The organism is Halovulum sp. GXIMD14794 (assembly GCF_054457455.1).
Map to the genome: position 1 here is coordinate 139,390 of NZ_JBTLNF010000006.1, position 23,559 is coordinate 162,948.

The window sequence follows — 23,559 nt, forward strand, 5'->3', positions numbered from 1 at the left end:
AATATTCTCTTGATTAAATGCACCGGTCGGTTCACTTATGGCTCATCAAATATGTACAGATCGGTTACCCAATGAGCAGACCCCCTCTCCCCCCGTTCGATGAAGCCTCCGCCATCGCAAAGGTCCGCGCCGCCGAGGATGCCTGGAACAGTCGCGACCCGGCCCGCGTCGCCACCGCCTACACGCTGGACACCGCATGGCGGAACCGTGCCGACTTCCCCCAGGGACGCGCCGAGGTCGAGGCGTTCCTGGCCCGCAAATGGCAGCAGGAAAGCGACTACCGGCTGATCAAGGAGCTCTGGGCCTACACCGGCAACCGCATCGCCGTGCGCTTCGCGTATGAGGCGCGCCGACCCGACGGGCAGTGGTTCCGGGCCTATGGCAACGAGAACTGGGAATTCGCAGCCGACGGGCTGATGGCAGTACGGCGCGCCTCGATCAACGACCTCGAAATCACCGAGGCCGAGCGCCTGTTCCACTGGCCGCAGGGCCCGCGCCCGCTGGATCACCCAGGCCTCACGGATCTCGGCCTCTAAGCCCTCATAAGGAGACAAGACATGCCCGCCCGACCCCTTGCCGCCTCGGCCGCTCTGGTCGCGACACTGACCGCGCCGGTCACGCTCGCCCGGCCCGCCTGGGCCGAAGACGCGCTGTCCGGCCCGCTGCCCGGTGAGACCCGCCACCTGGCGCAGATCGACGGCCGCCGGATCGCCTGGCGCGAGGCCGGCAACCGGGCCGCGCCCACGGTTCTGCTGCTGGAAGAAGGACCACGCAACCTGGCCGAGACCCGGCGCGAGATGCACCGCCTTGCCCGCCGCTTTCACGTGGTGGTGCCCGACTGCCCGGGCCGCTGCCCTTCGGCCGAGGAACTGGCGCCGCTCGCCGGGATCGGGATCCCGGCAACTATCACCCTCAGGGCGCACTGAAGCGCCGCCGCCTCAACAAAAACGGGGCGGCGACGATTAAAGGCTCAGGCGGCGGCTACGGCCTTGGCGTTCTTGAGGTGGTTCAGAACCGTCTCGGGCGACGAGACGCCGTAGGGATCCTCGGGGTGGTTGTCCGCGAGGCCCGGCTCTTCGAACCACGCTTCGACGACACCGTCGTCGACGATGGCCGCATAGCGCCAGGACCGCGCGCCGAAGCCCACGTTATCCTTGGCGACGAGCATGCCCATCTTGCGCGTGAACTCGCCCGAGCCATCCGGAATCACCGTCACGTTCTTGAGGTTCTGCGCCTCGGCCCACTTGTTCATCACGAAGCTGTCGTTCACCGACATGCAGTAGATCGCGTCGATCCCCTCGGCCTGAAAATCGGCGAAACCGTTCTCGAAACCGGGCAGCTGGTAGGTGGAACAAGTCGGCGTGAAGGCGCCGGGCAGCGAGAACAGCACGACGCGCTTGCCTGCAAAATAGTCCGAAGTGGTCTTGTCTTCCCAGCGGTACGGGTTGGTACCACCGATCGACTCGTCGCGCACACGGGTGTGAAACGTCACCTCGGGCAGCTTGACGCCAGCTTTCATATCGACACGCTCCTGCTTGAAAAGATTCATCGAACGCGTGTCGAGTATAAAGTTTCGGGAACGGCCTCAACGCGCGATTGGCACTGAGACAATCTGTCCGCCCTATGCCCGGAAATCCCCCCGCCCCAGGGGTCCGGAGCGGAGGGGAAAGGGCCTTGGATCAGGCGAAATCCACCTGAGCGATCATCGGCAGTTCGGTCACTCTCGGGCCGCCTGCCCGCGCGATGGCATTGGCGAGCGCGGGGCCGGCGGGCGGCGTGCCGGGCTCACCCACACCGGTCGGCGGCTCGGTCGAGGCGATCACCGCGACCTCTATCGCGCCGATATCCGAGATCCGCAGCGGTTCGTAGTCGGGGAAGTTCCACTGGTCGACCTCGCCCTCGGTCAGGGTGATCTCGTCCCGCATCACATGGCCGATGCCATAGCCGATGCCGCCCTCGATCTGCGCGCGGATCACGTCCGGGTTCACCGGCACGCCGCAGTCGACCGCAGCGAAGACCTTCTCGATCTTCACCGGCGCATCGCCGCCGCCCGAGATCTCGGCGACCTCGGCCACGAACGAGCCGAACGAGTAATGCACCGCCAGCCCGCGCGCCCGGCCCTCGGCCGCGCCCGCCTGCCAGTCGGACAACTCGGCCACCCGGTTCAGGACGCCGACCATCCGCTGCTGTTCCTTCGTCTCGCCGGGAAGCATCGACAGGCGCAGCGCCAGCGGATCGGTCCCGGTCTGCTCGGCCACAAGGTCCACCATGCTCTCCATGACATAGGCCGTGTGGGTGTTTCCCACCGACCGCCACCACAGCACGCTGGTCGCCTTCTGGTGGTCGGTCAGACCTACGGCCATGCCCGGCACCGCATAGGGCGTATCCGCCACGCCCTCGACCGAGGAATGGTCGATGCCGTCATGCACCGCCATCTGCTCCATCGAGGTGCCCTTCATGATCGACTGCCCCGCGATGCGGTGATCCCAGGCCAGGATCTTGCCGTCCCCGTCCAGCCCGACCCGGACCCGGTGCGCGAAGGCCGGACGGTAGTAGCCGCCCTTGATGTCGTCCTCGCGGGTCCAGACCAGTTTGACCGGGCGCGTCCGGTCGGTCATCGAGAAGGCCAGCGCGCACTCGGCGTTATAGTCCGCCGTCGGGTTCGCCCGGCGCCCGAACGAGCCGCCCGCCAGCACCGTGTTCACCTGCACCTTCTCCATCGGCAGGCCGAGGATCTGGCTCAATGTCATGTGCCCGAAGGTCGGGAACTGCGCACCGTCATGCAGGATCGCGCCGCCGTCTGCGGTCGGCTCGATGGTGCAGGTCAGCGGCTCCATCGGGGCGTGGGCCAGCAGCGGGAAGTAGAACGTCCTGTCGATCACCGTGGCGGCGGCGTCGACGGCAGCGGCGGCCTCCGCCTGGTTGCCGCGCGGCTGGTAGGTGCTGTCCCCGTTCACCGCGGCGATCAGCTCCTCCTTCACCTGGTCCGAGGACCGCGATTCAGCAGCCGAGAAATCCCAGTCCACGCGGATCGCCTCGCGGGCGCTGATCGCGGCCCAGGTGCTTTCGGCATAGACCGCGACCCCCGAGTTGTCGGGCAGCGCCTTGGCCATGACGAAGCCGGTCATCCCCTCGGCTTCGCTGGCGTCGAAGCCCGAGACCACCGCCCCCATGCGCGGCGCGCGGGCGATCACGACGACCAGCTGGTTCTCCAGCTGCAGGTCCATCGCGAACACGCCGGCGCCGTTGATCTTCACCGGCGTATCCTTGCGCCGCACCGTACCTTCGCGGCCGATCAGCCGCCATTCCTCGGGCGCGCGCAGCCTAGGCTCCGCAGGGGCCGCCAGCGTCGCCGCGGCAGCCACGAACTCGGCGATCGGGGCCGTGCGCCCGCCGCCCGTCACCTGTCCCTCGACGATGTCGAGCGATCCCGCGTCCACGCCCCAGGCATCGGCGGCGGCGGCGATCAGCATCTCGCGCGCCGCGGCCCCGGCCTGCCGGTACTGCTGGTAGCTGTTCGCCATCGCGGTCGAACCGCCCGTGCCCTGGAACTGGCCGAACAGAAGGTTGTTGTAGACCTGCGGGTTCGACGGCGCGAATTCGTAGTCGATCTGGTCCATGGTGACGCCGAGTTCCTCGGCGATCAGCGTGGTCAGACCGGTGGTCGGCCCCTGCCCCATCTCGAAATGCTTCACGATGGCGACGGCACGACCGTCCGTCCCGATCCGCACGAACGGGTTGAGCTGCACATCCCCGGACCCGGCGGCCAACGTACCATCGACGCGTACGCCCACAACCAGCACCGCACCGGCGGCGGCTGCGCCCTTCAGAAAGCCGCGGCGAGAGGTGTTCACGGTCATCTCAGGCCTCCAGAAGCTCGGCGGCGCGCTGAACGCCCGCACGGATACGTTGATAGGTGGCGCAGCGGCAGGCGTTGCCCCACATGTACGCGTCGATTTCCTCGGCGCTCGGCTTCGGATTCTCCGACAGCAGGCCGACGGCAGACATGATCTGCCCGGACTGGCAATAGCCGCACTGAACCACGTCCAGCTCGGTCCAGGCCTGCTGCACGGCGGCGCCGATCCGGTCCGCGCTCATCGCCTCGATCGTGCGGATCTCGGCGCCGTCGACGTCCTCGACGAAGGTCTGGCAGGACCGGGTCGGAACGCCGTCGACATGCACGGTGCAGGCCCCGCACGAGGCGACTCCGCAGCCGAACTTGGTCCCGGTCAGTTTCAGCTCGTCACGGATCACCCACAGAAGGGGCGTTCCGTCCTCGGCATCGACCGAGACGGTCTTGCCGTTCAGGTTCAGGTCACGCGCCATGAAAGAACTCCGGTAGAGAGGATATGTATCGGGGAATAGCGCGGACCCACGCGGCCCGCGGCTTCCAGTACCCTACCCGCCGAACGCGCCGCGGTCACTTGCAGAACGCGCCAACCTTATAACCACACACGCCATGAAACCGGTTTCATCTTTCGATCCGAATCCTTCTTGACGCGTTTCATAACGTATGCATTATTTCATGCATATAACCTTGGGGAGGAACTCTTATAATGCCGTCAGCCACCACTACCCGTGTGTCCGCCGCAGCGATCGCGGTTGCCGTCTGTCTCGCGCCGCCGCTCTCGGCGCAGCAGATCGAATTCTGGTCGCAGCCCTACGGGGACCTGATCGAGTGGAAGCGCCAGATGGAGGGGCTGACCGAGGAATTCGAGCAGGAAACCGGCATCGAAGTCAACTACGAGATGGTCAACTGGTCGGTGGCCTTCAACCGCTGGCTGACCGTCGCCCAGGGCGGCGCGCACCCGGACTGCGCCGACATGTTCTGGCTGCACTCGTTCTCGGCCATCGGCGGCGAGGACTACGGCCCGATGCCGATCAACGAGTTCAAGGACAACTGGCCCACCCTGGACCAGGACTATTTCGCCGGAAGCCTTCAGGACGTGAACTGGAACGGCGATTTCTACGGCATCCCCTGGCGCGGCGATGTGCGCCCGCTGATCTACCGCACCGACTATGCCGCCGAGGCCGGGGTCGAGGGTGCGCCGCAGACCTGGGACGAGATCGTCGAGAAAGCCAAGGCCATGACCGTTCGCGACGGCAACGGTAACGTCACCCGCTGGGGTTTCGCGCTCGGGCCGGACAACGTCTCACAGGCTTACGTCCCCTACTACTGGCAGGCGGGCGGCCTGTTCATGACCGAGGACGGGCGCACCGCGACCATCGACAACGAGGCGACGCGCACCACCCTCGCCTGGATCCGCGATCTCGTGTGGGAGCACGAGGTGATGAACCCCGAGTTCATGGAGAAGGGCTACGATCCCGAATCCGAGTTCATAGCCGGCACGCTCGCCATGGTCGGCAGCGCCCCCGGCCCCTGGGCGCCGACCTTCACGCGCGACTACCCCGAGATGGACGGCACCTGGGAACTGGCGATCCCCGCAGCCGGTCCCGAGGGCCGCGACGCCTATGCCGGCTCGGGCTACCTGGGCGTGCTGCGCGGCACCGACAACGCCGAGGCTTGCGTCGACTGGATCGGCTTCCTCAGCCGCCCCGAGAACATGCAGCGCCTGTCCGAAGCCAGCGGCAACGTCAGCCCGATGCGCGAGGTCATGGCCTCGGAGTACTGGAGCGATACGCCCTGGAAGAAGGTCATCACCGAGACGCTGGAACATGCCCACACCTCGCAGCACCCCTCGCCGGTATGGAACGCACTGGTGACGCCCGAACCGGGCGCGGTGATCTACGACATGGTCTACGAGGCGGTGATCCAGAAACAGGACATCGACGAGGTCGTCGCCCGCGCGCAAGAACGGATGCAGGCCGAGATGGACCGCGCCTTCACCGAGTGATCGCGCCCGTCTGATCCGTCGCGCCCTGGCCCTCGGGGCGCGACACCGATCTCCCATCCGCCCGACCACGCCTATCCGAAGGACACGACCTTGGAGCGCAAGCGGCTTGTCTTCTGCTACCTGATGGTGGCCCCCGCCCTGCTGTTCACCCTGGCGCTCGGCATCCTGCCGATGCTGACCTCGCTGGGATGGAGCTTTCTCGACTACGATCTGGTGCGCGCCCGCGAGACCGGTACGCCCTTCGTCGGCCTGCGGAACTACGGCACCGTCCTGAGCGACGAGCGCTTCACCCGCTCGACGATCAACACGCTGGTCATCACCGGGCTGGTGGTGGCTCTGTGTATTGGTCTGGGGCTGCTGCTGGCGCACGTCATGCACGCGAAATACCGTGGCCGGGCGCTGATGCGGGTGCTGATCTGCGCGCCCTGGTTCGTGCCCCCGGTGGTCGCGGCAGCGATCTGGGCCTGGCTGCTGAACACCTCGCGTAGCCCGATCAACAGCGTGCTGATGGACATCGGCCTTATCGACAGCAACATCCGCTTCCTGACCTCGACCGAAAGCGTCGGACCGCTCTCCGCACCGCTGCTGTCCATCGTCGCGGTCCGGGTCTGGAACGGCCTGCCCTTCGTGGTGATCTTCATCCTCGCCGGTCTGCAATCCATCCCCGGCAGCCTCTACGAGGCGGCGGAACTGGACGGCGCGACCCTGTGGAAGAAATTCCGCCACGTGACCTTCCCGCTTCTGAAACCCGTGCTCGGCGTGCTGCTGATGCTGCTGCTGATCACCGGCATCGGGCACTTCGAGATCAACTACATCATGACCGGAGGCGGCCCGCAGGACATGACCAACGTGATGGCGGTCTACTCCTACCAGCAGGCGTTCAACTTCTTCCGCTTCGACCTGGCGGCGGCCGCAAGCGGGGTGATCCTGCTGATGACCGGGGTGATCTGCGTGCTCTACATCCGCGCGCAACTGGCCGGAGACAAATCCGAATGACCGTCGCACTCGATACCCCCGCCCCGGCGGCCACCGGCCCGTTCTCGCGCTACCGCCGGCCCGACACGATCACCCGCGCGGCGGTGATCCTGGCCACCGCGATCGCGCTGATGTACCTGCTGCTGCCGGTGTTCTGGATGGTGAAAAGCTCGTTCCAGACGGCGGTCGACATCCGCGCGCAACCGCCGCACTGGTACCCGCACACGTTCACGCTGGACGCCTATCGCGACATCGGCCTGCTGATCCCGATCTGGCGCTACATCTGGAACTCGATCTTCGTTTCGGCCATCGCGGCGGGCTTCGCCTCGCTGATCGGGTGCAGCGCGGCCTATGTGCTGGCGCGCTACCGCTTTCCGGGCATGACGCTGGTGCTGGTGCTGATCCTGATGACCCAGTTGATCCCACCGATCACCCGCGCCTTCCCGATCTATTCGACCGTGCAGGGGGCCGGGCTGCTCAACACCTATGCCGGTCTTATCATCGCCTATGTCGGCTTCTCGCTGCCGTTCTCGGTGCTGCTGCTGCGCGGCTATTTCCAGAACAACTGCCCGCCGGAGTTGGAAGAGGCGGCGCTGGTCGACGGCTGCGGCCATTTCCAGACCTTCTTCCGGATCATCCTGCCGGTCTCGCTGCCCGGCATCGCCGCGGTCACGATCTTCACCTTCCTCAACGCCTGGAACGACTTCCTCTGGGCCTCGCTGCTGCTGAACCAGGGCGAGATGAAGACGATCCAGGTCGGCATCGGCGACCTTGCCGGCGAGGGTGGAAACATCCGCTACATCAACATGTTCATGGCCGCCTGCGTGCTGGCCACCATTCCCGCGCTGATCATGTTCCTGTTCGTCCAGCGATGGCTGGTCTCGGGGCTGACCTCGGGCTCGGTGAAGTAAAGGGCGAAAGGCCAACCGCATGTCCAGCATCCAGATAAGCAACCTCAACAAGAAGTACGGCGGGTTCGAGGCGATCCCCGACCTCTCGCTCGATATCGAGGATGGCGAGTTCGTGATCCTCGTCGGCCCCTCGGGCTGCGGCAAGTCCACGCTGCTACGCATGCTCGCGGGGCTGGAGAGCATCACCGGGGGCGACATCCGCATCGACGGGCAAATCGTCAACGACATGATGCCCCGCCAGCGCGACATCGCGATGGTGTTCCAGAGCTACGCGCTCTACCCGCACATGACCGTCGAGCAGAACATGAGCTTCTCGCTCAAGATGGACAAACAGCCCAAGGAGAAGATCGCCGAGCAGGTCCAGCGCGCCGCCTCGATCCTGACGCTGGAGCCGCTGCTCAAACGCAAGCCCAGCCAGCTGTCGGGCGGCCAGCGCCAGCGCGTCGCCATGGGCCGGGCCATCGTGCGCGATCCCAAGGTGTTCCTGTTCGACGAGCCGCTCTCGAATCTCGACGCCAAGCTGCGCGTGCAGATGCGGCACGAGATCAAGGCCCTGCACCAGCGCCTCAAGTCCACCATCGTCTACGTCACCCACGACCAGATCGAGGCGCTGACCATGGCCGACCGGATCGTGGTCATGGACGCGGGCAAGATCGCGCAGGTCGGCGCGCCGCTCGATCTTTATGACCGTCCGGCGAACCGGTTCGTGGCGGAATTCCTCGGCTCTCCGTCGATGAACATTCTGGAAGGCACGCTGATCTCCGGCGCGCTATCGATGACCTCCGGCGCCATCCTGCCTCTGCCTAACGTGCCCGCCCGCGAAGGCGTGCAGATCGCCGTCGGCATCCGGCCCGAACACCTTGAAGTGACCGGCGGCCCCGGTGATTTCGCGGGCGAGGTCGAGGTGGTCGAGCCGACGGGCTCGGACACCGTGGTTGTCGCCCGCGTCGGCGAACACGCCCTGACCTGCGGGGTGCGCGGCCGCACCGACCTGCGCCCCGGCCAGGCGGTGAACCTGCGCGCCGACCCCGCGCACCTTCACTTCTTCGACGGCGGCACCGGCGACCGTCTGGCGGGCTGAGCCGACCCGTTCCCGTTTCAGCGCCGCGCACCCCGCGCGGCGCTCCCCGACACCATTCAAAGGAGGAATTCATGCCCGGCAAGACAACCATCGAGATCGACGGCGACGGCTTTCGCCTCAACGGCAAGCCCACCTACGAGGGGCGCAGCTGGAACGGCCGCAAGGTCGAGGGGCTGCTGATCAACACCCGCATGGTGCAAGGCATCTTCGACGACCTGAACCCCGAGACCCGCGATCGCTGGGCATACCCCGACACCGGCAAATGGGACCCGGACCGCAACACCGCCGAGTTCATCGAGAACATGCCGCTCTGGCGCGACCACGGCGTTCTGGGCTTCACCATCAACCTGCAGGGCGGCAGCCCGCAGGGCTATTCCAAGGAACAGCCCTGGATCAACTCGGCCATCGCGCCCGATGGCTCGCTGCGCGAGGATTTCATGGCGCGGCTGGCGAAGATCCTCGACGCCGCGGATGAGCTGGGGATGGTGCCCATCGTCGGCTACTATTACTTCGGGCAGGAACAGTACCTGGATGGCCCCGATGCGATCCTCAAGGGCGTGGACAACGCGACGAACTGGCTGCTCGATACCGGCCACACCAACCTGCTGGTCGAGATCAACAACGAAAGCAACGTCCGCTACCAGCAGCCGCTGCTGATGCCCGACGGCGTGCACGAACTGATCGAGCGCGCCAAGGGGATCGCCAAGGACGGTCGACGTCTGCTGGTCGGCACCAGCTACGGCGGCGGCTTCATTCCCAAGCCGAACGTGGTGAAGGTCAGCGACTTCATGCTGATTCACGGAAACGGCCAGGAAGACCCCGAGATCATTCGTGAAATGGTCCGCAAGACCCGCGCCGTCGAGGGCTATACGCCGAAGCCGATCCTGTTCAACGAGGACGACCATTTCGACTTCGACAAGCCCGACAACAACTTCATCGCCGCGACGGACGAATACGCCTCCTGGGGCTATTTCGACTACCGCTTCGAAGGCGAGGGCCCGGACGAGGGCTACCAGTGCGTGCCGACGAATTGGGGCATCTCGTCCGAGCGGAAAAAGGGTTTCTTCGACCTCGCCAAGCAGATCAGCGGCTACTGAAACGCCCCGATCTTCCCCCGCTTCGCGCGGGGGAAGTCCCCCTCTGCCGCAACTTGAGTACCCGAATTCCTTGAGGGGAATCGCCACTGATGGAATTCAGCGCGGGATTGCAATCCTCGGGGGAACACATGCCAGCCAAACGAACTGCCGCGCTTTTGTCGGCCGCCCTGTCGCTCGCCAGTCCTTCGGCCATCGCACAGGACGCGTCGCCGATCGTCTTCACCAATGTCGACGTGTTCGACGGCGTGAACGAGACGCTGACCGAAAATGCCAACGTCGTGATCGAGGGCAATCTGATCAGCCGGGTCTCGACCGAACCGGTGGACCTGCCCGGCGCCACGATCATCGACGGTGGCGGGCGCACAATGATCCCCGGCCTGATCGACGTGCACTGGCACACGTCCTATTGCTGCGCGGCACAAAGCACCGTCGTCACCGGCGACATCCTTGAAATCGCGATCCGCGGCGCGATCGGCTCCGAGGCGACGCTGATGCGCGGATTCACCACGGTGCGCGATGTCGGCGGCAACCCGTTCGCGACCAAGAAGATGATCGACGCGGGCGAGATCCCCGGCCCGCGCATCCTGCCCTCCGGCCCGCCGATCGGCCAGACCGGCGGCCATTTCGACTATCGGCCCTACCAGGCGGTGCCGATGAACCCCGCTGACTCGCAATGGTACTGGTACAGCGTCGGGCTGATGGCGATGGCCGACGGGGTCCCGGAAGTGACCAAGCGCGCCCGCGAGGTCATGCGGATGGGGGCTACGCAGCTCAAGATCTCCGGCGGCGGCGGTGTGTCCTCGGTCTACGATCCGCTCGACGTGCGGCAGTTCACGCTCGACGAGCTGAAGGCCTTCGTCGAGGTCGCCGACACCTACAACACCTATGTCGCCTCGCATCTGTTCACCGACGAGGCCGTTCAGCTTTCCATCGAGGCCGGCGTGAAATCGGTCGAGCACGGCTTTCTCGTCAGCCGCGAGACGATGGAGATGATGCGCGACAACGACGTCTGGCTGTCGATCCAGCCGCTGCTCGACGACGAGGACGGGTTCACCTTCGACGACCCGTTCAGCCAGGCCAAGTGGATCGCGGTCACCAACGGCACCGACAAGGCCTACACGATGGCGAAGGAAGTCGGGGTGAAAGTCGCCTTCGGCACCGACATCCTGTTCGACCCGAAACTGGCCAACCGGCAAGGCGCCTTCCTCGCAAAGCTGCAGCAATGGTACACGCCCTACGAGGTGCTCAGGATGGCAACCTCGACCAACGCCGAGCTTCTGGCGCTCTCGGGGCCGCGCCACCCCTACCAGGACGGGCCGCTCGGTGTGATCGCGGAAGGCGCCTATGCCGACCTGATCCTTGTCGACGGCAACCCGCTCGAAGACATCGACCTCGTGGCCGACCCGCACGCGAACTTCGACGTGATCATGAAGGACGGCGCGCTCGTGAAGAACACGCAGCAATAGATCGGCCGGGGCGCGCTGCCCCGGCGCGCCTCACTCCACCTCGTACTTAGCGATGAAATCCCGGTCCGGCTCGACGCCGAGGCCCGGCCCGGTCGGGATCGCGACCGTGCCGCCCGATGTCGCCACCTGCCCCTGGATGTCCAGCGGCTCGGCCAGCAGCTGGTCGCGGAACCGGTTCTCGGTGGTGTCGAACTCCAGCAGCGGCTCGCGCGGGAACAGCCCGCCGGGCAGCGGGGGCATCGCGGCCAGCAACTGCAGGTTCGTCGCCACCGCGATGGCCGAGCCCCAGACATGGTTCACCACCGGCGTGAAATGCGCGTGGCAGAGCGCCAGCACCCGAAGATATTCGCTGATGCCCCCCAGGGCGCAGACCTCGGGCTGGGCGATGTCCAGCCCCCGCGCCTCCAGCAGCTTGCGCCAGCCCCAGCGCGCGAACTCCGCCTCGCCGCCCGAGATGTTCACCTTCAGCCCGGCGCGCAGCTCGGCATAGCCGTCCAGATCCTCGGGCGCGATCGGCTCCTCGAACCAATAGGCGTCCAGCTCCTCCAGCGCGCGACCGACATAGAACGCGTCATGCGTCGTGTAGGCGTGGTTGGCGTCGGCCATGAAGTCGAAACCCTCGCCCACGCCCTCGCGCACCGCCTGCGCCAAAAGCGCATCCTCGCGCGGACCCAGCCCCAGCTTCATCTTGGTCGCGGCAAAGCCCATGCCCTTGATCGCGGCGGCCTCGTCCCGGAACCGGGCGACATGATCCTCGACGCTCTCGCGCTTGAGCATCATGCCATAGCCATAGACCTGCACCCGGTCGCGATGCGCCCCGCCGATCAGCTTGTGGATCGGCAGGCCCGCGACCTTCCCGGCGATGTCCCACAGCGCGATATCGACACCCGAGAGCGCCTGGATCGGCATCCCCTTCTGCCCGTGATCCCGCAGCAGGTTGTAGACCTTGTGCCAGGCCACGTCCCGGTCCAGCGGGTCCATGCCCAGCACCAGCGGCTGGATCACCCGCTCGACGATGGCCTTGTTGGCCAGCGCGACATTGCCGGGGCCGAAACATTCGCCCCAGCCGGTGATGCCCTCGTCGGTCTCGACCTCGACCAGGTGGGCGGTGCGCTTGGCATAGTACTGCTGCGAATAGCCCAGTTCCTCGGGCATATCGCATTGCAGCACATGGCTGGTGACGCGGGTGATCTTCATGTTTCCTCCTCAGGCGGCGCGGCTGATGCGCTTGACCACCAGGTAATCCTCGAGCGCCAGCCGCGAGCAGTCGTGCCCGATCCCGGACTGGCCGATGCCGCCATGCGGCAGGTCGATATCGTATTTCACGCCGTTCACCTGCACCTCGCCGTAGCGCAGCCCGGCCGCCATGCGTTCGGCCAGCGCAAGATCGGCGGTGAAGACATAAGAGGCAAGCCCGCCGTCCTCGCCATCGTTGGCGCGGGCCAGAACCGTGTCGCGATCCTCGAACGAGATCAGCGAGACCACCGGCCCGAAGATCTCGTGCGTGTAGACGTACATCTCGGGCGTGACATTGTTCAGCACCGTCGGCGCCAGGAAGTGCCCGGCCTCCAGCCCCTCGGGCCGGTCGCCGCCGGCCAGCACCTCGGCACCTTTCGCGACGGCGTCGTCCACCAGCCCTTTCACCCGCCGCCAGGCCCGGCCGTCGATCAGCGGCCCGGTCAGGATATCCGCATCCCGGTCAAAGCCCACCTGCGCCGCCTTGGCCCGTGCGACGACCTTGGCGGCGAAGGCCTCGGCGACCTCGGCCTCGACGAAGACGCGGTTCGGCGCGACGCAGATCTGCCCGGCATTGTTGAACTTGATCGTGGTCACGATATCCGCCGCCAGGTCCAGATCGGCATCCCGGAACACCAGTACCGGGGCATTGCCGCCCAGCTCCATCGAGTAGCGCTTGATCGAGCTTGCGCCGACCTGCATCAGGTGCCGTCCCGTCGCGGTCGAGCCGATCAGCGTCACCAGGTTCGGGATGGTCGAGGCCGCCAGCGCGTCCGAGGGCGCGTAGCCGTCCGTCGTCAGGATGTTCACCACCCCCGCCGGCAAGCCGATCTGCTGGCAGAGTTCCCCCACCGCATAGGCCGAGATCGGCGTCGCCGCCGAAGGCCGGATGATGATCGGGCAGCCCGCCGCCATAGCCGGGGCGATCTTGTAGGCGAGGTTCAATAGCGGGAAATTCCACGCCAGGTAGGCCACCGCGACGCCGATGGGCTCGTGCACCAGCCGGTGCTGATGCGTGCCCGCGCGGTCGGGCAGGATCTCGTCGCTGATCCGGGCGATCTCCTCGGCATAGAAGGCAAGCGCGCGCTCCAGCAGGTCGAAATCCTCCTGCGTGCCGCCCCAGGGCTTGGCCATCTCCTGGTGAATGCAGTCGCGCAGCATGTCCTCGTTCGCCAGAACCGCCTCGCGCAGCTTGCGCATCCATGCCTGCCGCTCGGCGATCGGGGTGCGCGACCAGCTGGGCAACGCGTCGCGGGCCGCTTCCAGCGCGGTCTGAACATCGCCCATCCCGGCGGCGGCGACGGTGCCGACCACCTGCTCGGTCGCCGGGTTCACCACCTCGACGCGGCCCTCGCCGTCGACCAGCCGGCCGCCGATATACATCTTCTTGTCGTAGCTCATGTCGTCTCCGGCTTTCGCCCTGTTTGTCTCAGCGATGCAGCCCATGCCGCGAAGAAAAGGGGCCGCGCCGGGGGAGGACCGGCGCGGCCAGGTCGTCCGGCCCGTGGGCCGGCGCGGGAGAGGCCGTGACCGCCCGGGACCGGGCGGGAAGTGGAACCAGGCCCATCAGCGCCCGGATCTCGGGGCGGCTGTAATAGGCCAGGTAGACCGCACGCAGCAGCGCGGTGAAGGCGGTGGGATCCTCGCGCTCCAGCGCCTCGGCGCGGGCGGCGGGTTCGCTGACGCGTCCCTCGGTAACGAAAGCGACCGCACGGGCCAGCGAGCCGTCCGCCTGCAGCGCGGCGGTCACCGCCGCGCCGGTGCCACAGCTGCCGGCACCGGGGATCCGCCCGTCGGCCGAGCCGGGAATGAGCGCGTCCAGAACGCGGTCCAGCGCGCCCCGGTTCTGATCCGTCGCCATGCAATGTCGTTGTGCCATGTCGTCCTCCCGTTATCCGTGCCGGGCACACCTTCCCCGCCCCGCGGCAGCGACACCGCGGGCCAGACGCGGCCCGGTCCTGATTGTGCCGGCGCTTCCCGGCAAGCCGTCTCCGTTCCCCGCAGCGCGCGGGGCCGGATCGGTCATCCTGTTCGTAAGCCCGAACGGGCGGCGGTCAGCCTGTCGGCCTCTCAATCATCGCGAAGCTGTCCCCCCAACCTGTCTTGCGTATCGCTCAGCAGATGCTCCATCCGCGCCTCGGCCTCGGCGCCGTTGCGCGCGAGGATCGCGTCGGTCACCGCGCGGTGGAACGGGATCGAGGTCTCGTTGTCGCGCGGGTCCTGGTTGGTCAGCCGGATCGAGCCCAGCAGCGCCGAGAAGATCACCCCTTCCAGCGCCCGCAGAAGATCGTTGTTCGCGGCCCGCAAGATCGCCCGGTGAAACAGCGCGTCGGCGACGACGAAATCCTCGGTCGCGCCCTGCTCCGCTTCCATCCGGGTCATCGCCTCGTCGATGGCGGCAAGGTCGGCATCGGTGCCCCGCTCCGCTGCCCAGCGGGCCGAGCGCGGCTCGATCAGCAGGCGGATGTCCATCAGCTGGCGCAGGAAATCCGGCTTCGGCGGCGCGGACTGGTGCCAGGCCAGCACGTCGTCGTCCAGCAAGCCCCAGCTGGTCCGGTTGCGGACCCGCGTGCCGATGCCGCGGCGCACCTCCAGCAGGCCCTTGCCCACAAGGATCTTCACCGCGTCTCGGATCACCGAGCGGCTGACCTTGTAGCGGTCCGAGAGCGCACCCTCGTCCTCGATCAGCTCGCCCACGGCATAGCTGCCCGAGACGATGCGGCGGCCCAGTTCGCGCGCGATCTGGGTCGACAGGCTGTGCGTCAGCCCCGCCGATTCCTTCAGATCGTAGAAAAGCATCTCGTTCATGAGGCTTACTCAAACATATGATGTTTGACCTGTCCAGCGGAAATACCCATTTTCACAGCCCCACGCCCGCGCCCAGGCGGGCCGACATGGCGCGATCGGCGACGATCTCGGCCCCGGTCAGCGCCGCCGAACCGTCGCCCAACAGGTAGACCGCCGCCGCGCCGATATCGTCCACGCTGCTGACTTCGCCGGTCGCGTGCCAGTTCCGGAACGCCTGCGCCAGCGCCGGATCGCCGGCCAACTCGCGCACCTTCTCGGTCATCGTCAGGCCAGGACACAGCGCATTGACCCGGATCCCGTGCGGCCCGAGGCTCCAGGCCATCGCGCGGGTCATGGCGGTGATCGCCCCTTTGCTCGCGGCATAGCACTCGAATCCGGCATCGGTCGCGCGGGCATGGTTCGAGGCAATGTTGACCAGCGCCCCCGGTCGCCCGTCCGCCACCATCAGCCGCGCCGCCGCCTGGCACCCCACCAACACCGAGCGCTGGTTGATCCGCCAGAGCCGCTCGGCCAGCGCGAGGTCCAGCTCCAGGAAAGGCGCCGTCTCGGTCACGCCGGCGTTGTTCACCAACCCGTCGAGCCGCCCGTCCCGCGCATGCACCTCGACGATCGCCGCCGCGAACCCCTCGGGGTCGGCGACGTCCACCCGCGCGAACCGTGCCCCCTCGGCCTCGACCCGCGCCCGGCCCTCGTCCGAGACGTCGAACCCGGTCACCCGCGCCCCGGCGGCAACCGCCTGCCGCAGGATGCCCAGCCCGATGCCCGCGCCCGCGCCGGTGACGATCACCACCCGGTCTTGCAGCACGCCGCTCATTTCACCGCCCCCGCCGTCGCGCCCGAGACGATGCGGCGCTGGAACACGGCGAACAGGATCAGCAGCGGCAAGGACCCCAGCACGGCCGCCGGAAACAGCAGCGTCGGGTCGATGCCGGTGTTGCCCACGGTCCGATAGACCGCGATCATCACGGTGAATTTCGCCTCATCCTGCAGCAGCAGCAGCGGATAGGTGAAGTCGTTCCACACCATCAGCATCACGAACAGCGACAGGGTCGCCGTGACCGGCGCCAGCAGTGGCCGGATCACGTGCCAGAACACCTGCCAGTTGTTGCAATTGTCCAGCCGCGCCGCCTCTTCCAGCTCCATCGGGATCGCGGCGATGAACCCGGTGTAGAAGAACACCGCCAGCGGCAGCTTCAGCGCCGCGAAGGCAAGCACGATCCCCAGGTAGCTGTCCAGCAGGCCGAGGTCGCGGAAGATCACGTAGATCGGGGTGATGGTGACGAAATTCGGCGTCGCGAGGCCAAGCGCCATGACCATGACGATCGCCCGGCTCCAGCGGTTCTGGATCCGCGCCAGCGGATAGGCCGCCATCGCGCCGACCAGCACCACAACCGCGATCACCGACACCGTGATCCCCAGCGAGTTCAGCACCGAGCGCACATAGCCCATCGAGGCCAGCGTCTTGGCATAGTTCCCCATGTAGAGGCTCGACGGCAGACCCAGCGGGTCCTGCGAGATCTCGGTCGCGGTCTTGAACGACATCATCACCATGTAGAGCAGTGGCAGCAGCATGATCGCCACCAGCAGCAGCATGACGGCATGGATCGCCCAGGACCGGGCGCGTTTCTTCAGCAGCGCGCGGTCCATGTGCCGCGCGGGGCTCGGGGCGGTGCGGGTCATGCTCATGTCACGTTCTCCCGGCTGCGCAGGACGCGGTTCTGGACGAAGGCGACGGCCAGCACGAGGATCAGCATGATAATCGCCAGCGCGCTGGCGAAGCCGAACTTGTACTGCGCGAAGAGGTTGTCGATGATCTCGATCGACAGCACCCGCGTCGCGCCGTCCGGCCCGCCCTTGGTCAGGATGAACGGCAGCTCGAAGGTCTTGAGCGTGCCGATGGTCGTCAGGATCACGCTGACGGTGATCGAGGGGCCCAGCAGCGGCAGTTCGATATGCCGGAAGCGCTGCCACGAGGTGACGCCCTCCAGCTTCGCCGCCTCTTCGATGTCCGAGGGGATGCCCGCGAAGCCTGCCAGGAAGATCGCGCAGGTGAAGCCGGTGAACATCCAGATCTGCGTGAACGCGACGGCGTAAAGCGCGATGTCCGGATCGCCCAGCCAGTTCTGCTCCAGCGCGCCGAGGCCGAGGTCGCGCAGCGCCACATTGATCCCGCCGTTGATCGGCGAATAGAGGAACTGCCAGACATAGCCGACGACGACGAAGGACATCATCGCGGGCGTGTAGAGCGCCGCGCGGCTGAAGTTCCGGATCGCCGGCAGCCGGTGCAGCATGGCGGCGAAGAAAAGCCCCGTGACGTTGAGCGCGATCACCACGATCACCGTGAACCAGACCGTGACCTGGATCGCCTCGGTATAGCGCGGGCGCGAGAAGATGCGGTCGTAGTTCTTCCAGCCCACCGGCTCGGCAGCGCCGATCCCGGCGAAGTTCGTCAGGCTCATCTGGAAGGTCAGGACGATCGGGTAGACGAAGAACACGCCCAGCACGACAAGGGCCGGGATCGTGAACAGGTAGAGCGAGCGACGCGCGCGCATCCGGGCCTCCTGTCACTGCGTTGAGGGGCCGCCCGCCATAAGCGGCGGGCAGCGGTTCGGATGGGGATCAGGTCAGAGACTGTCCTCGACCGCGTAATCCCAGCGCTGGAGCGTGTCCTCGTTCGCACCGTCGAGGTTCAGAAGGAAACCGGTCAGGCTGTCCTCCCACTCGCTCTGCAACGCCTTCGGCCATTCCAGCGTCGAGAACGGCCACAGCGTCACCGCTCCTGCCGCGCGCGCGGCCTCGTAAGGCGCGGCCAGTTCGGGCAGGCCGCTGGCGCCGCCGGTGAACGGGCTGAACGCGCCCTCCTCGGTCAAGAAGACCGAAAGGTTTTCCTCGACGGTGAAGAAATCGACGAAGCGGCGGGCGGCGTCGGCGTTCTTCGCATCACGCGGGATCGCCCAGCCGGGGCCGACCAGGTCCAGCGCCATGCCGTTCTCGCCAAAGCGCGAGGGCATCGGCGCAAACACGTAGTCCAGCCCTTCGATCGCCGAGAAACTGCCGATGTTCCAGGCCCCGTGCGGCATCATCGCCGAGCGGCCCGACTTGAACTCTTCCAGCGCGGTGGACCAGGGGTCCAGCCCCGCCTGCAGTTCCGGATCGAAACAGCCCGCATCGACCAGTTCGCGCACGCTGCTGAGCGAGGCGTCGAACGCTTCGGAGTCGACAAAGGTCGCCTCGCCGGTGCCGAAATCGCCCGGCGCGGTGCCCTCGGGGTCAAGCCCGTTCGCGCCGACCCACAGCATCGCCGGGAAACCGCCCGCGAAGATCATCGGGTTCACGCCGCTGTCCTTCAGCGCGGCGCAGGCGACCTTGGTCGCCTCGATGGTCAACGGGACCTCCTCGATGCCCGCATCGCGCAGCAGGCCCATGTTCACGAAGTTGCCCATGCCGATGTTCTCGAGCGGCATGATGTACATCGCATCGTCGCTGCCGAGGATACTGCGCAGGGTCGGGTCGATCGCCTCGACCCACGCGCTGTCGGTCCCGAGGTCGGTCAGGAACCCCGCCCCGCCCCAGAGCTTGACCAGCGAGCTGTCGACCATCGTCACGTCGGGCGGGTTGCCGCCCTGCAGCCGCGGCGGGATCAGCTTGTCGACGTCCTTGCGCGCGACATAGGTCAGATCCACGTCGATATCCGGGTTCTCGGCTTCGAATTTCTCAAGCAGCTGCGGCAGGCCCGCCGGCTCGGCGTCGTTCCCCTTCCAGGCGACCACGTCCAGCGTGACCTGCTGGGCGCTCGCAGCCCCCGCCAGCAGGGCGAGGGCAGATGTCAGGACGGCAATTCCGGGTGTCTTGTTGGACATGATTTCCTCCTCCGATGAAGGAAATCTACATCAACATCGCATAACCGTACAACATATTATGTTTGATAATGTACGATTTTGAGTTCAGCCCAGCGGAACCCGCGCGTCGATCAGACCCGCATCCTGCATGTCCTTGAAAAGATTGGCCGGCAGCGGCGCGGCGAATGCCTCGGCACAGTCCCGCACCTCGGCGGAGGTCCGCATCCCCGGCACGACGCAGGCCACGGCGGGGTGCGTCAGGGGGAATCGCAGCGCTGCGGCGGTAAGGCTGATACCGTGATCGGCACAGATCCCGCGCAGCCGGGCGAGTCGCTCCAGCACCTCCGCCGGCGCCCTGCCGTACATGTAGCGCGCATCGGGCGCGGCGTTCTCGACCAGCAGCCCCGAGGCGAAGACGCTGCCCAGCAGGATCGAGATGCCCCGCCGCGCGCACTCGGGCAGGAAGCTTTCGGCAGCCGGCTGGTCCAGCAGGTGGAAATGCCCGGCCATCATGAAGGCGTCGAAATCGCCTTCCTCGGCGAAACGCTGGCACATCGTCAGGCTGTTGTTCCCCACCCCCAGCGCCTTGACCGTGCCTTCCGCGCGCAACTGCTCCAGCGCCCGGTAGCCGTCGCTCATGCAGGTGCGGAACAGCGCCTCCAGCGCCTCGGGCGCATGGTTAGCCGGGTCGATATTGTGGATGTGCAGAATATCGACCGAGGCCAGCCCCAGCCGCTGCAGACTGTCCTCGACCGAGCGCATGATGCCGTCATAGGTGTAGTCGTTGGTCAGCGAGAACGGCAGCGGGTCCTCGAAAATTCCCGCGCTCGGGTCCGCGCTCAGCGCCATGTCGGGCTGCGGCACAAGCCGCCGCCCGACCTTGGTCGAGATGGTGAACTCCCCGCGCGGGCGCTGCCGCAGTGCCGCCCCCAGCCGATGCTCGGCCAGCCCATGCCCGTAAAGCGGCGCGACGTCGTAATACCGAATCCCCGCCTCCCAGGCCGCCTCCAGCGCGCCCGCCGCCTCGGCCTCGGTCAGCTTGGTCGGGTAGTTGCCCAGCGGCACGCAGCCGAAGGCCAGCCGGGTCACGCGCAGGTCGGTACGGCCCACGCGGGCGGTGGGAAGCTCGGTCACGTCGTCAGCCTTTCGGGTTCGGGAAGGGTCAGCCGGTAGATGCGGGCGGCAGTGGCGCGGAACACCGGCTCAAGTTCGCCATCGTGCAGTGCAGCGGCATGGCCCGCGACCAGCGCAGGATAGTCCGAGAACATCCCATCCACCGGGAAATTGCTGCCGAACATCACCCGGTCGGGGCCGAAGGCCTCCAGCAAGGCCCGCACCATCGGCGCGAGGCTTTCCGGCGTCCAGGCCGGATCGCTCATCGGCAGGCCCGAGAGCTTGGCCACGACATTCCCGCAGGCCGCCAACTGCGCAAGACCCTGCCGCCACGCGGCCAGTCCCGCCGCACTTCGGTCCAGCGGTAGCCCGGCATGGGTCAGGATCACCGTGGTTTCCGGGAAATCGGCGGCCAGCCGCGCGGCGGCCTTCATCGTCTCGGGCGGCGCCTGAAGATCGAAGGACAGCCCGCGCGGACCAAGCAGCGCAAAGCCCCGGCGAAAGCCCGGATCGTCCAGCAGTGCCGGACCCGAGGGCTCCGCCGCGCGCCGCGTCATCATCCGCACGCCCCGGAAACGCCCAAAGCCGCAATGCGCGTCCAGCACCCGCGCCACATCCGGCGCGGTCAAGTCCGCATGGCCCACGATCGCGTCCGGCAGACCGCAGCTCCGCGCCTGCGCATCCAGCCACGCGGTCTCGCCCTCGGGGCTGTCGCCGCCGCGCCAATGCGCCTCGACATGTACCGTCGCCAGCAGGCGCACCGGCCCCGCATCCCGCCGCAGGTCCTCAGGCAGATAGCTCCGCCGGATCGCGGCATAGTCGCCGAAATGCATCCGCACCGGCGCATCCTGAAGCCAGGGATAGCGGTTCGCCCCCAGGTCCCACAGGTGGTGATGCGCGTCCACCACCGGCCCCACGCGCTCCAGCTGGGCGCGCAAGGCCGCCGGGTCGAAGCGCTCAGGCATAGACCGCCTTCACCCCCGGCGGCGGAGAGAACCCGTAGTCGCCCCGGTCAAGAATGGCCTGCTCGCCGCCCAGTTCCTCCACCCGCGCGCGCTGCGCCGCGCGGGCTTCGGCATGAACCGCATCCGGGTCGAGCCGCGCCAGAAGCTGCGCCCGGCACTCGGCCAGCGCACCCGCGTGGTCGGGATCGCCCGCAAGGTCCCGCAACTCGCCGGGATCGTCCTGCAGGTCGAACAATTGCGGCGCGTAGAGTGCATAATGAACGTACTTCCACCGCCCGGTGCGCAGCATGAACGCCGCGCTGCGGGAGCCGGTCCCGTGGTATTCCGAGATTACCGCCGCGTCCTCGCCCGACAGCAGATCGGTCTGCCCGAACCCGTCGGCATCGACGCCCGCGGATTGCAGGATGAACCGGCTCAGATCCGTCAACAGACGCGGCTCGTCCCTCACCTTGCCCACCGGGATCCCCGGCCCCGAGATGATCAGCGGAATGCCCACCGATTCCTCGTACATGGTGCTCTTGCCCCACAGGCCCCGCGCGCCAAGATTATCGCCGTGGTCGCTGGTGAAGGCAATCCGCGTGTTCGCCGCCTGCCCCGACGCCTCGAGCGCCTGCAGGATCAGCCCGACCTGGTGATCGACGAAACTGCACAGTCCCATGTAGCCCGCGATGCCCCGGCGCACATCGGCCTCGGTCCGGAAATGATCGTCGTATTCGAAGACCGTGCGGTAGTCGCGCAGGTACGGATGATCGGGCCGATCCTCGCCGTACTGTTTCGGCATCGGGATCTTCGCCGGATCGTAGGGATAGTAGAACTCAGGCGGCGCGGTCAGCGGGAAATGCGGTGCGACCAGCGAGACGAACAGAACCCAGGGCTTGTCCGTGTGGTTCCGGGCCTCCTCGCGCAGCCAGACCTGCGCGCGGGCGCTGATGTCACGGTCATAGGCGGTGTATTTCGACTCCCCCGGCCCGGCCAGCCCCGCCATCCGGTCCGCCGCCCCGCGCGGCGCATTGCGATCCCGGATCAGCCCCAGCGCATCGCCGATCCCGTCGACGATGTTCATCGGCACCTCCGAGGCCGAGAACCCATTGTCGTCCCCCTCCGCGCCCCGGAAATGCAGCTTGCCGATGGAGCGGACGTGATGCCCGCCGTTCCGCAGCCGGTGGTGCCAGCTTTCCGGCTGGCCCGTGTAGGCCAGCGCATTGCACCATGTGCCGATCTCGCGCACCGGGCGCCCGGTGGCAAAGGCGGCGCGGCCCGGCACGCACAGGGGGCAGTCGGTATAGGCATTGGTGAAGCGCGTGCCACCCGCCGCCAGCGCATCGAGGTTCGGGGTCTGCACCAGCGGATGCCCGGCGTGGCCGAAATAATCGCGCCGGTACTCGTCGGCCATGATGACCACGAGGTTCGCGGGGGCCAGATCGCTCATGCGTCTTCCTTCTGTTTCAGAGGCATCTGATTGGGGGGCAACGGAATCCCCACGCCGCCGCCGTCCACCACCAGCACCTGCCCCGTCACCATCCGCGCCGAGGACGAGGCCAGCCACAGCGCCGCCTCGGCAATGTCCTGCGGTTCCATCAGTGCGGGGATACACTGCATGGCATGGGTCGAGGCGATGAACGCCGGATCGTCCACGTCCGGCGTCCGCTCGGGCGTCGGTACCCGGCCCGGCGCGATGGCGTTGACCCTTATGCCCTGCGGCCCGAGGTCCCGCGCCAGCCCGTGCGTTAGCCCGACGATCCCGGCCTTGGCCGCGTGATAGGCCACCATCCCCATCGAGCGCTTCATCCACGCCGTCGAGGTCAGCCCGACGATCGCCCCGCCGCCCGCCGCCGCCATGCCCGGCACCAGAAGCCGGGCAAAGGCCGCGTGGTGGTTCAGGTTCACCGCCATCATCCAGCTGAAGACCTCGGCGCTGATGTCCTCCAAGGGCATCCGCCTATCGACCCCCGCATTGTTGACCAGCGCCACCGGCGGGCCGTCACGATTCACGATCTCGGTGCAGGCGGCCTCGATAGCGGCCTCGTCGGTGACGTCGCAGCGCACCTGCCGGACGCCCGGTGCAGCCTCGTAGCCGAAGAAGTCGATATCCAGCGCCGAGACCCGCGCCCCCTGCCCCGCGAAGGCCTGCGCGATGACCCGGCCAATGCCGCGCCCCGCGCCGGTCACGACCACGTGGCGGTCGCGGTAATCGTCATAGGTCGCAGCCATGC

At 67.1% G+C, this 23,559-nt stretch carries 23 protein-coding genes; 8 read left to right on the plus strand and 15 right to left on the minus strand.

From position 1 onward, the window contains the following. Positions 1 to 71 precede the first annotated feature (71 nt). Positions 72 to 536 (plus strand): nuclear transport factor 2 family protein, encoded by a 465-nt coding sequence (locus ACW9UR_RS15475; RefSeq protein WP_458917950.1) that lies wholly within the window; start codon positions 72 to 74, stop codon positions 534 to 536. Between the two features lie 21 nt (positions 537 to 557). Further along, positions 558 to 926: an alpha/beta fold hydrolase gene (locus ACW9UR_RS15480; protein WP_458917951.1), complete on the plus strand. Its 369-nt coding sequence runs from the start codon at positions 558 to 560 to the stop codon at positions 924 to 926. Between the two features lie 44 nt (positions 927 to 970). On the opposite strand, the gene ACW9UR_RS15485 is transcribed toward ACW9UR_RS15480, so the two are convergent. The 3 genes from ACW9UR_RS15485 to ACW9UR_RS15495 form a co-directional block, all read right to left on the minus strand. Further along, the gene (locus tag ACW9UR_RS15485; RefSeq protein ID WP_458917952.1) at positions 971 to 1,519 is read right to left on the minus strand and encodes a redoxin family protein; all 549 of its coding nucleotides are present in this window, start codon (positions 1,517 to 1,519) and stop codon (positions 971 to 973) included. Between the two features lie 160 nt (positions 1,520 to 1,679). Beyond that, the gene (locus tag ACW9UR_RS15490; RefSeq protein WP_458917953.1) at positions 1,680 to 3,860 is read right to left on the minus strand and encodes a xanthine dehydrogenase family protein molybdopterin-binding subunit; all 2,181 of its coding nucleotides are present in this window, start codon (positions 3,858 to 3,860) and stop codon (positions 1,680 to 1,682) included. Between the two features lies 1 nt (position 3,861). Beyond that, positions 3,862 to 4,326, minus strand: a complete 465-nt coding sequence (locus tag ACW9UR_RS15495) for a (2Fe-2S)-binding protein (RefSeq protein ID WP_458917954.1) — start codon at positions 4,324 to 4,326, stop codon at positions 3,862 to 3,864. A 230-nt stretch (positions 4,327 to 4,556) separates the two neighbouring features. Here ACW9UR_RS15495 and ACW9UR_RS15500 point away from each other — a divergent pair, with 230 nt between their 5' ends. The 6 genes from ACW9UR_RS15500 to ACW9UR_RS15525 all read left to right on the plus strand — a co-directional run bounded on the left by ACW9UR_RS15500 (position 4,557) and on the right by ACW9UR_RS15525 (position 11,385). Then, positions 4,557 to 5,855 carry an extracellular solute-binding protein gene (locus ACW9UR_RS15500; protein ID WP_458917955.1) on the plus strand — a complete coding sequence of 433 codons (1,299 nt, stop codon included), beginning with the start codon at positions 4,557 to 4,559 and terminating at the stop codon, positions 5,853 to 5,855. 90 nt (positions 5,856 to 5,945) lie between these two features. Further along, positions 5,946 to 6,851 (plus strand): carbohydrate ABC transporter permease, encoded by a 906-nt coding sequence (locus ACW9UR_RS15505; RefSeq protein ID WP_458917956.1) that lies wholly within the window; start codon positions 5,946 to 5,948, stop codon positions 6,849 to 6,851. Then, complete coding sequence (locus tag ACW9UR_RS15510; protein ID WP_458917957.1) at positions 6,848 to 7,741, plus strand: carbohydrate ABC transporter permease; 894 nt, start codon at positions 6,848 to 6,850, stop codon at positions 7,739 to 7,741. The genes ACW9UR_RS15505 and ACW9UR_RS15510 overlap by 4 nt, the downstream gene beginning before the upstream one ends. Before the next feature lie 19 nt (positions 7,742 to 7,760). Continuing rightward, a complete protein-coding gene (locus ACW9UR_RS15515; protein ID WP_458917958.1) occupies positions 7,761 to 8,822 on the plus strand; it encodes an ABC transporter ATP-binding protein in 1,062 nt (353 codons plus the stop codon). A 71-nt stretch (positions 8,823 to 8,893) separates the two neighbouring features. After that, positions 8,894 to 9,919, plus strand: a complete 1,026-nt coding sequence (locus ACW9UR_RS15520; protein ID WP_458917959.1) for a hypothetical protein — start codon at positions 8,894 to 8,896, stop codon at positions 9,917 to 9,919. 128 nt (positions 9,920 to 10,047) lie between these two features. Then, positions 10,048 to 11,385 (plus strand): metal-dependent hydrolase family protein, encoded by a 1,338-nt coding sequence (locus tag ACW9UR_RS15525; RefSeq protein ID WP_458917960.1) that lies wholly within the window; start codon positions 10,048 to 10,050, stop codon positions 11,383 to 11,385. Between the two features lie 30 nt (positions 11,386 to 11,415). Here ACW9UR_RS15525 and ACW9UR_RS15530 read toward each other — a convergent pair whose 3' ends face one another. The 12 genes from ACW9UR_RS15530 to ACW9UR_RS15585 all read right to left on the minus strand — a co-directional run bounded on the left by ACW9UR_RS15530 (position 11,416) and on the right by ACW9UR_RS15585 (position 23,557). After that, complete coding sequence (locus tag ACW9UR_RS15530) at positions 11,416 to 12,582, minus strand: mandelate racemase/muconate lactonizing enzyme family protein (RefSeq protein WP_458917961.1); 1,167 nt, start codon at positions 12,580 to 12,582, stop codon at positions 11,416 to 11,418. Between the two features lie 9 nt (positions 12,583 to 12,591). After that, positions 12,592 to 14,022 (minus strand): aldehyde dehydrogenase family protein, encoded by a 1,431-nt coding sequence (locus tag ACW9UR_RS15535; RefSeq protein ID WP_458917962.1) that lies wholly within the window; start codon positions 14,020 to 14,022, stop codon positions 12,592 to 12,594. Positions 14,023 to 14,050: 28 nt separating this feature from the next. Next, positions 14,051 to 14,500, minus strand: coding sequence for a hypothetical protein (locus ACW9UR_RS15540; RefSeq protein ID WP_458917963.1), 450 nt, complete (start codon positions 14,498 to 14,500; stop codon positions 14,051 to 14,053). Between the two features lie 191 nt (positions 14,501 to 14,691). Further along, entirely contained in the window at positions 14,692 to 15,429 is a 738-nt protein-coding gene (locus ACW9UR_RS15545; protein ID WP_458917964.1) for a FadR/GntR family transcriptional regulator, read from the minus strand. A 52-nt stretch (positions 15,430 to 15,481) separates the two neighbouring features. Beyond that, positions 15,482 to 16,243, minus strand: coding sequence for an SDR family NAD(P)-dependent oxidoreductase (locus ACW9UR_RS15550; protein WP_458917965.1), 762 nt, complete (start codon positions 16,241 to 16,243; stop codon positions 15,482 to 15,484). Then, positions 16,240 to 17,115, minus strand: a complete 876-nt coding sequence (locus ACW9UR_RS15555) for a carbohydrate ABC transporter permease (RefSeq protein ID WP_458917966.1) — start codon at positions 17,113 to 17,115, stop codon at positions 16,240 to 16,242. Before ACW9UR_RS15555 ends, ACW9UR_RS15550 begins: the two co-directional genes overlap by 4 nt. After that, entirely contained in the window at positions 17,112 to 17,981 is an 870-nt protein-coding gene (locus tag ACW9UR_RS15560; RefSeq protein ID WP_458917967.1) for a carbohydrate ABC transporter permease, read from the minus strand. The genes ACW9UR_RS15555 and ACW9UR_RS15560 overlap by 4 nt, the downstream gene beginning before the upstream one ends. A gap of 72 nt (positions 17,982 to 18,053) precedes the next feature. Then, a complete protein-coding gene (locus ACW9UR_RS15565; RefSeq protein ID WP_458917968.1) occupies positions 18,054 to 19,289 on the minus strand; it encodes an ABC transporter substrate-binding protein in 1,236 nt (411 codons plus the stop codon). Between the two features lie 84 nt (positions 19,290 to 19,373). Further along, complete coding sequence (locus tag ACW9UR_RS15570) at positions 19,374 to 20,402, minus strand: aldo/keto reductase (RefSeq protein ID WP_458917969.1); 1,029 nt, start codon at positions 20,400 to 20,402, stop codon at positions 19,374 to 19,376. Continuing rightward, a complete protein-coding gene (locus ACW9UR_RS15575) occupies positions 20,399 to 21,346 on the minus strand; it encodes an amidohydrolase family protein (protein ID WP_458917970.1) in 948 nt (315 codons plus the stop codon). Before ACW9UR_RS15575 ends, ACW9UR_RS15570 begins: the two co-directional genes overlap by 4 nt. After that, positions 21,339 to 22,775, minus strand: coding sequence for a sulfatase-like hydrolase/transferase (locus tag ACW9UR_RS15580; RefSeq protein ID WP_458917971.1), 1,437 nt, complete (start codon positions 22,773 to 22,775; stop codon positions 21,339 to 21,341). Before ACW9UR_RS15580 ends, ACW9UR_RS15575 begins: the two co-directional genes overlap by 8 nt. Further along, positions 22,772 to 23,557: an SDR family NAD(P)-dependent oxidoreductase gene (locus ACW9UR_RS15585; RefSeq protein ID WP_458917972.1), complete on the minus strand. Its 786-nt coding sequence runs from the start codon at positions 23,555 to 23,557 to the stop codon at positions 22,772 to 22,774. The genes ACW9UR_RS15580 and ACW9UR_RS15585 overlap by 4 nt, the downstream gene beginning before the upstream one ends. Positions 23,558 to 23,559: the final 2 nt, after the last annotated feature.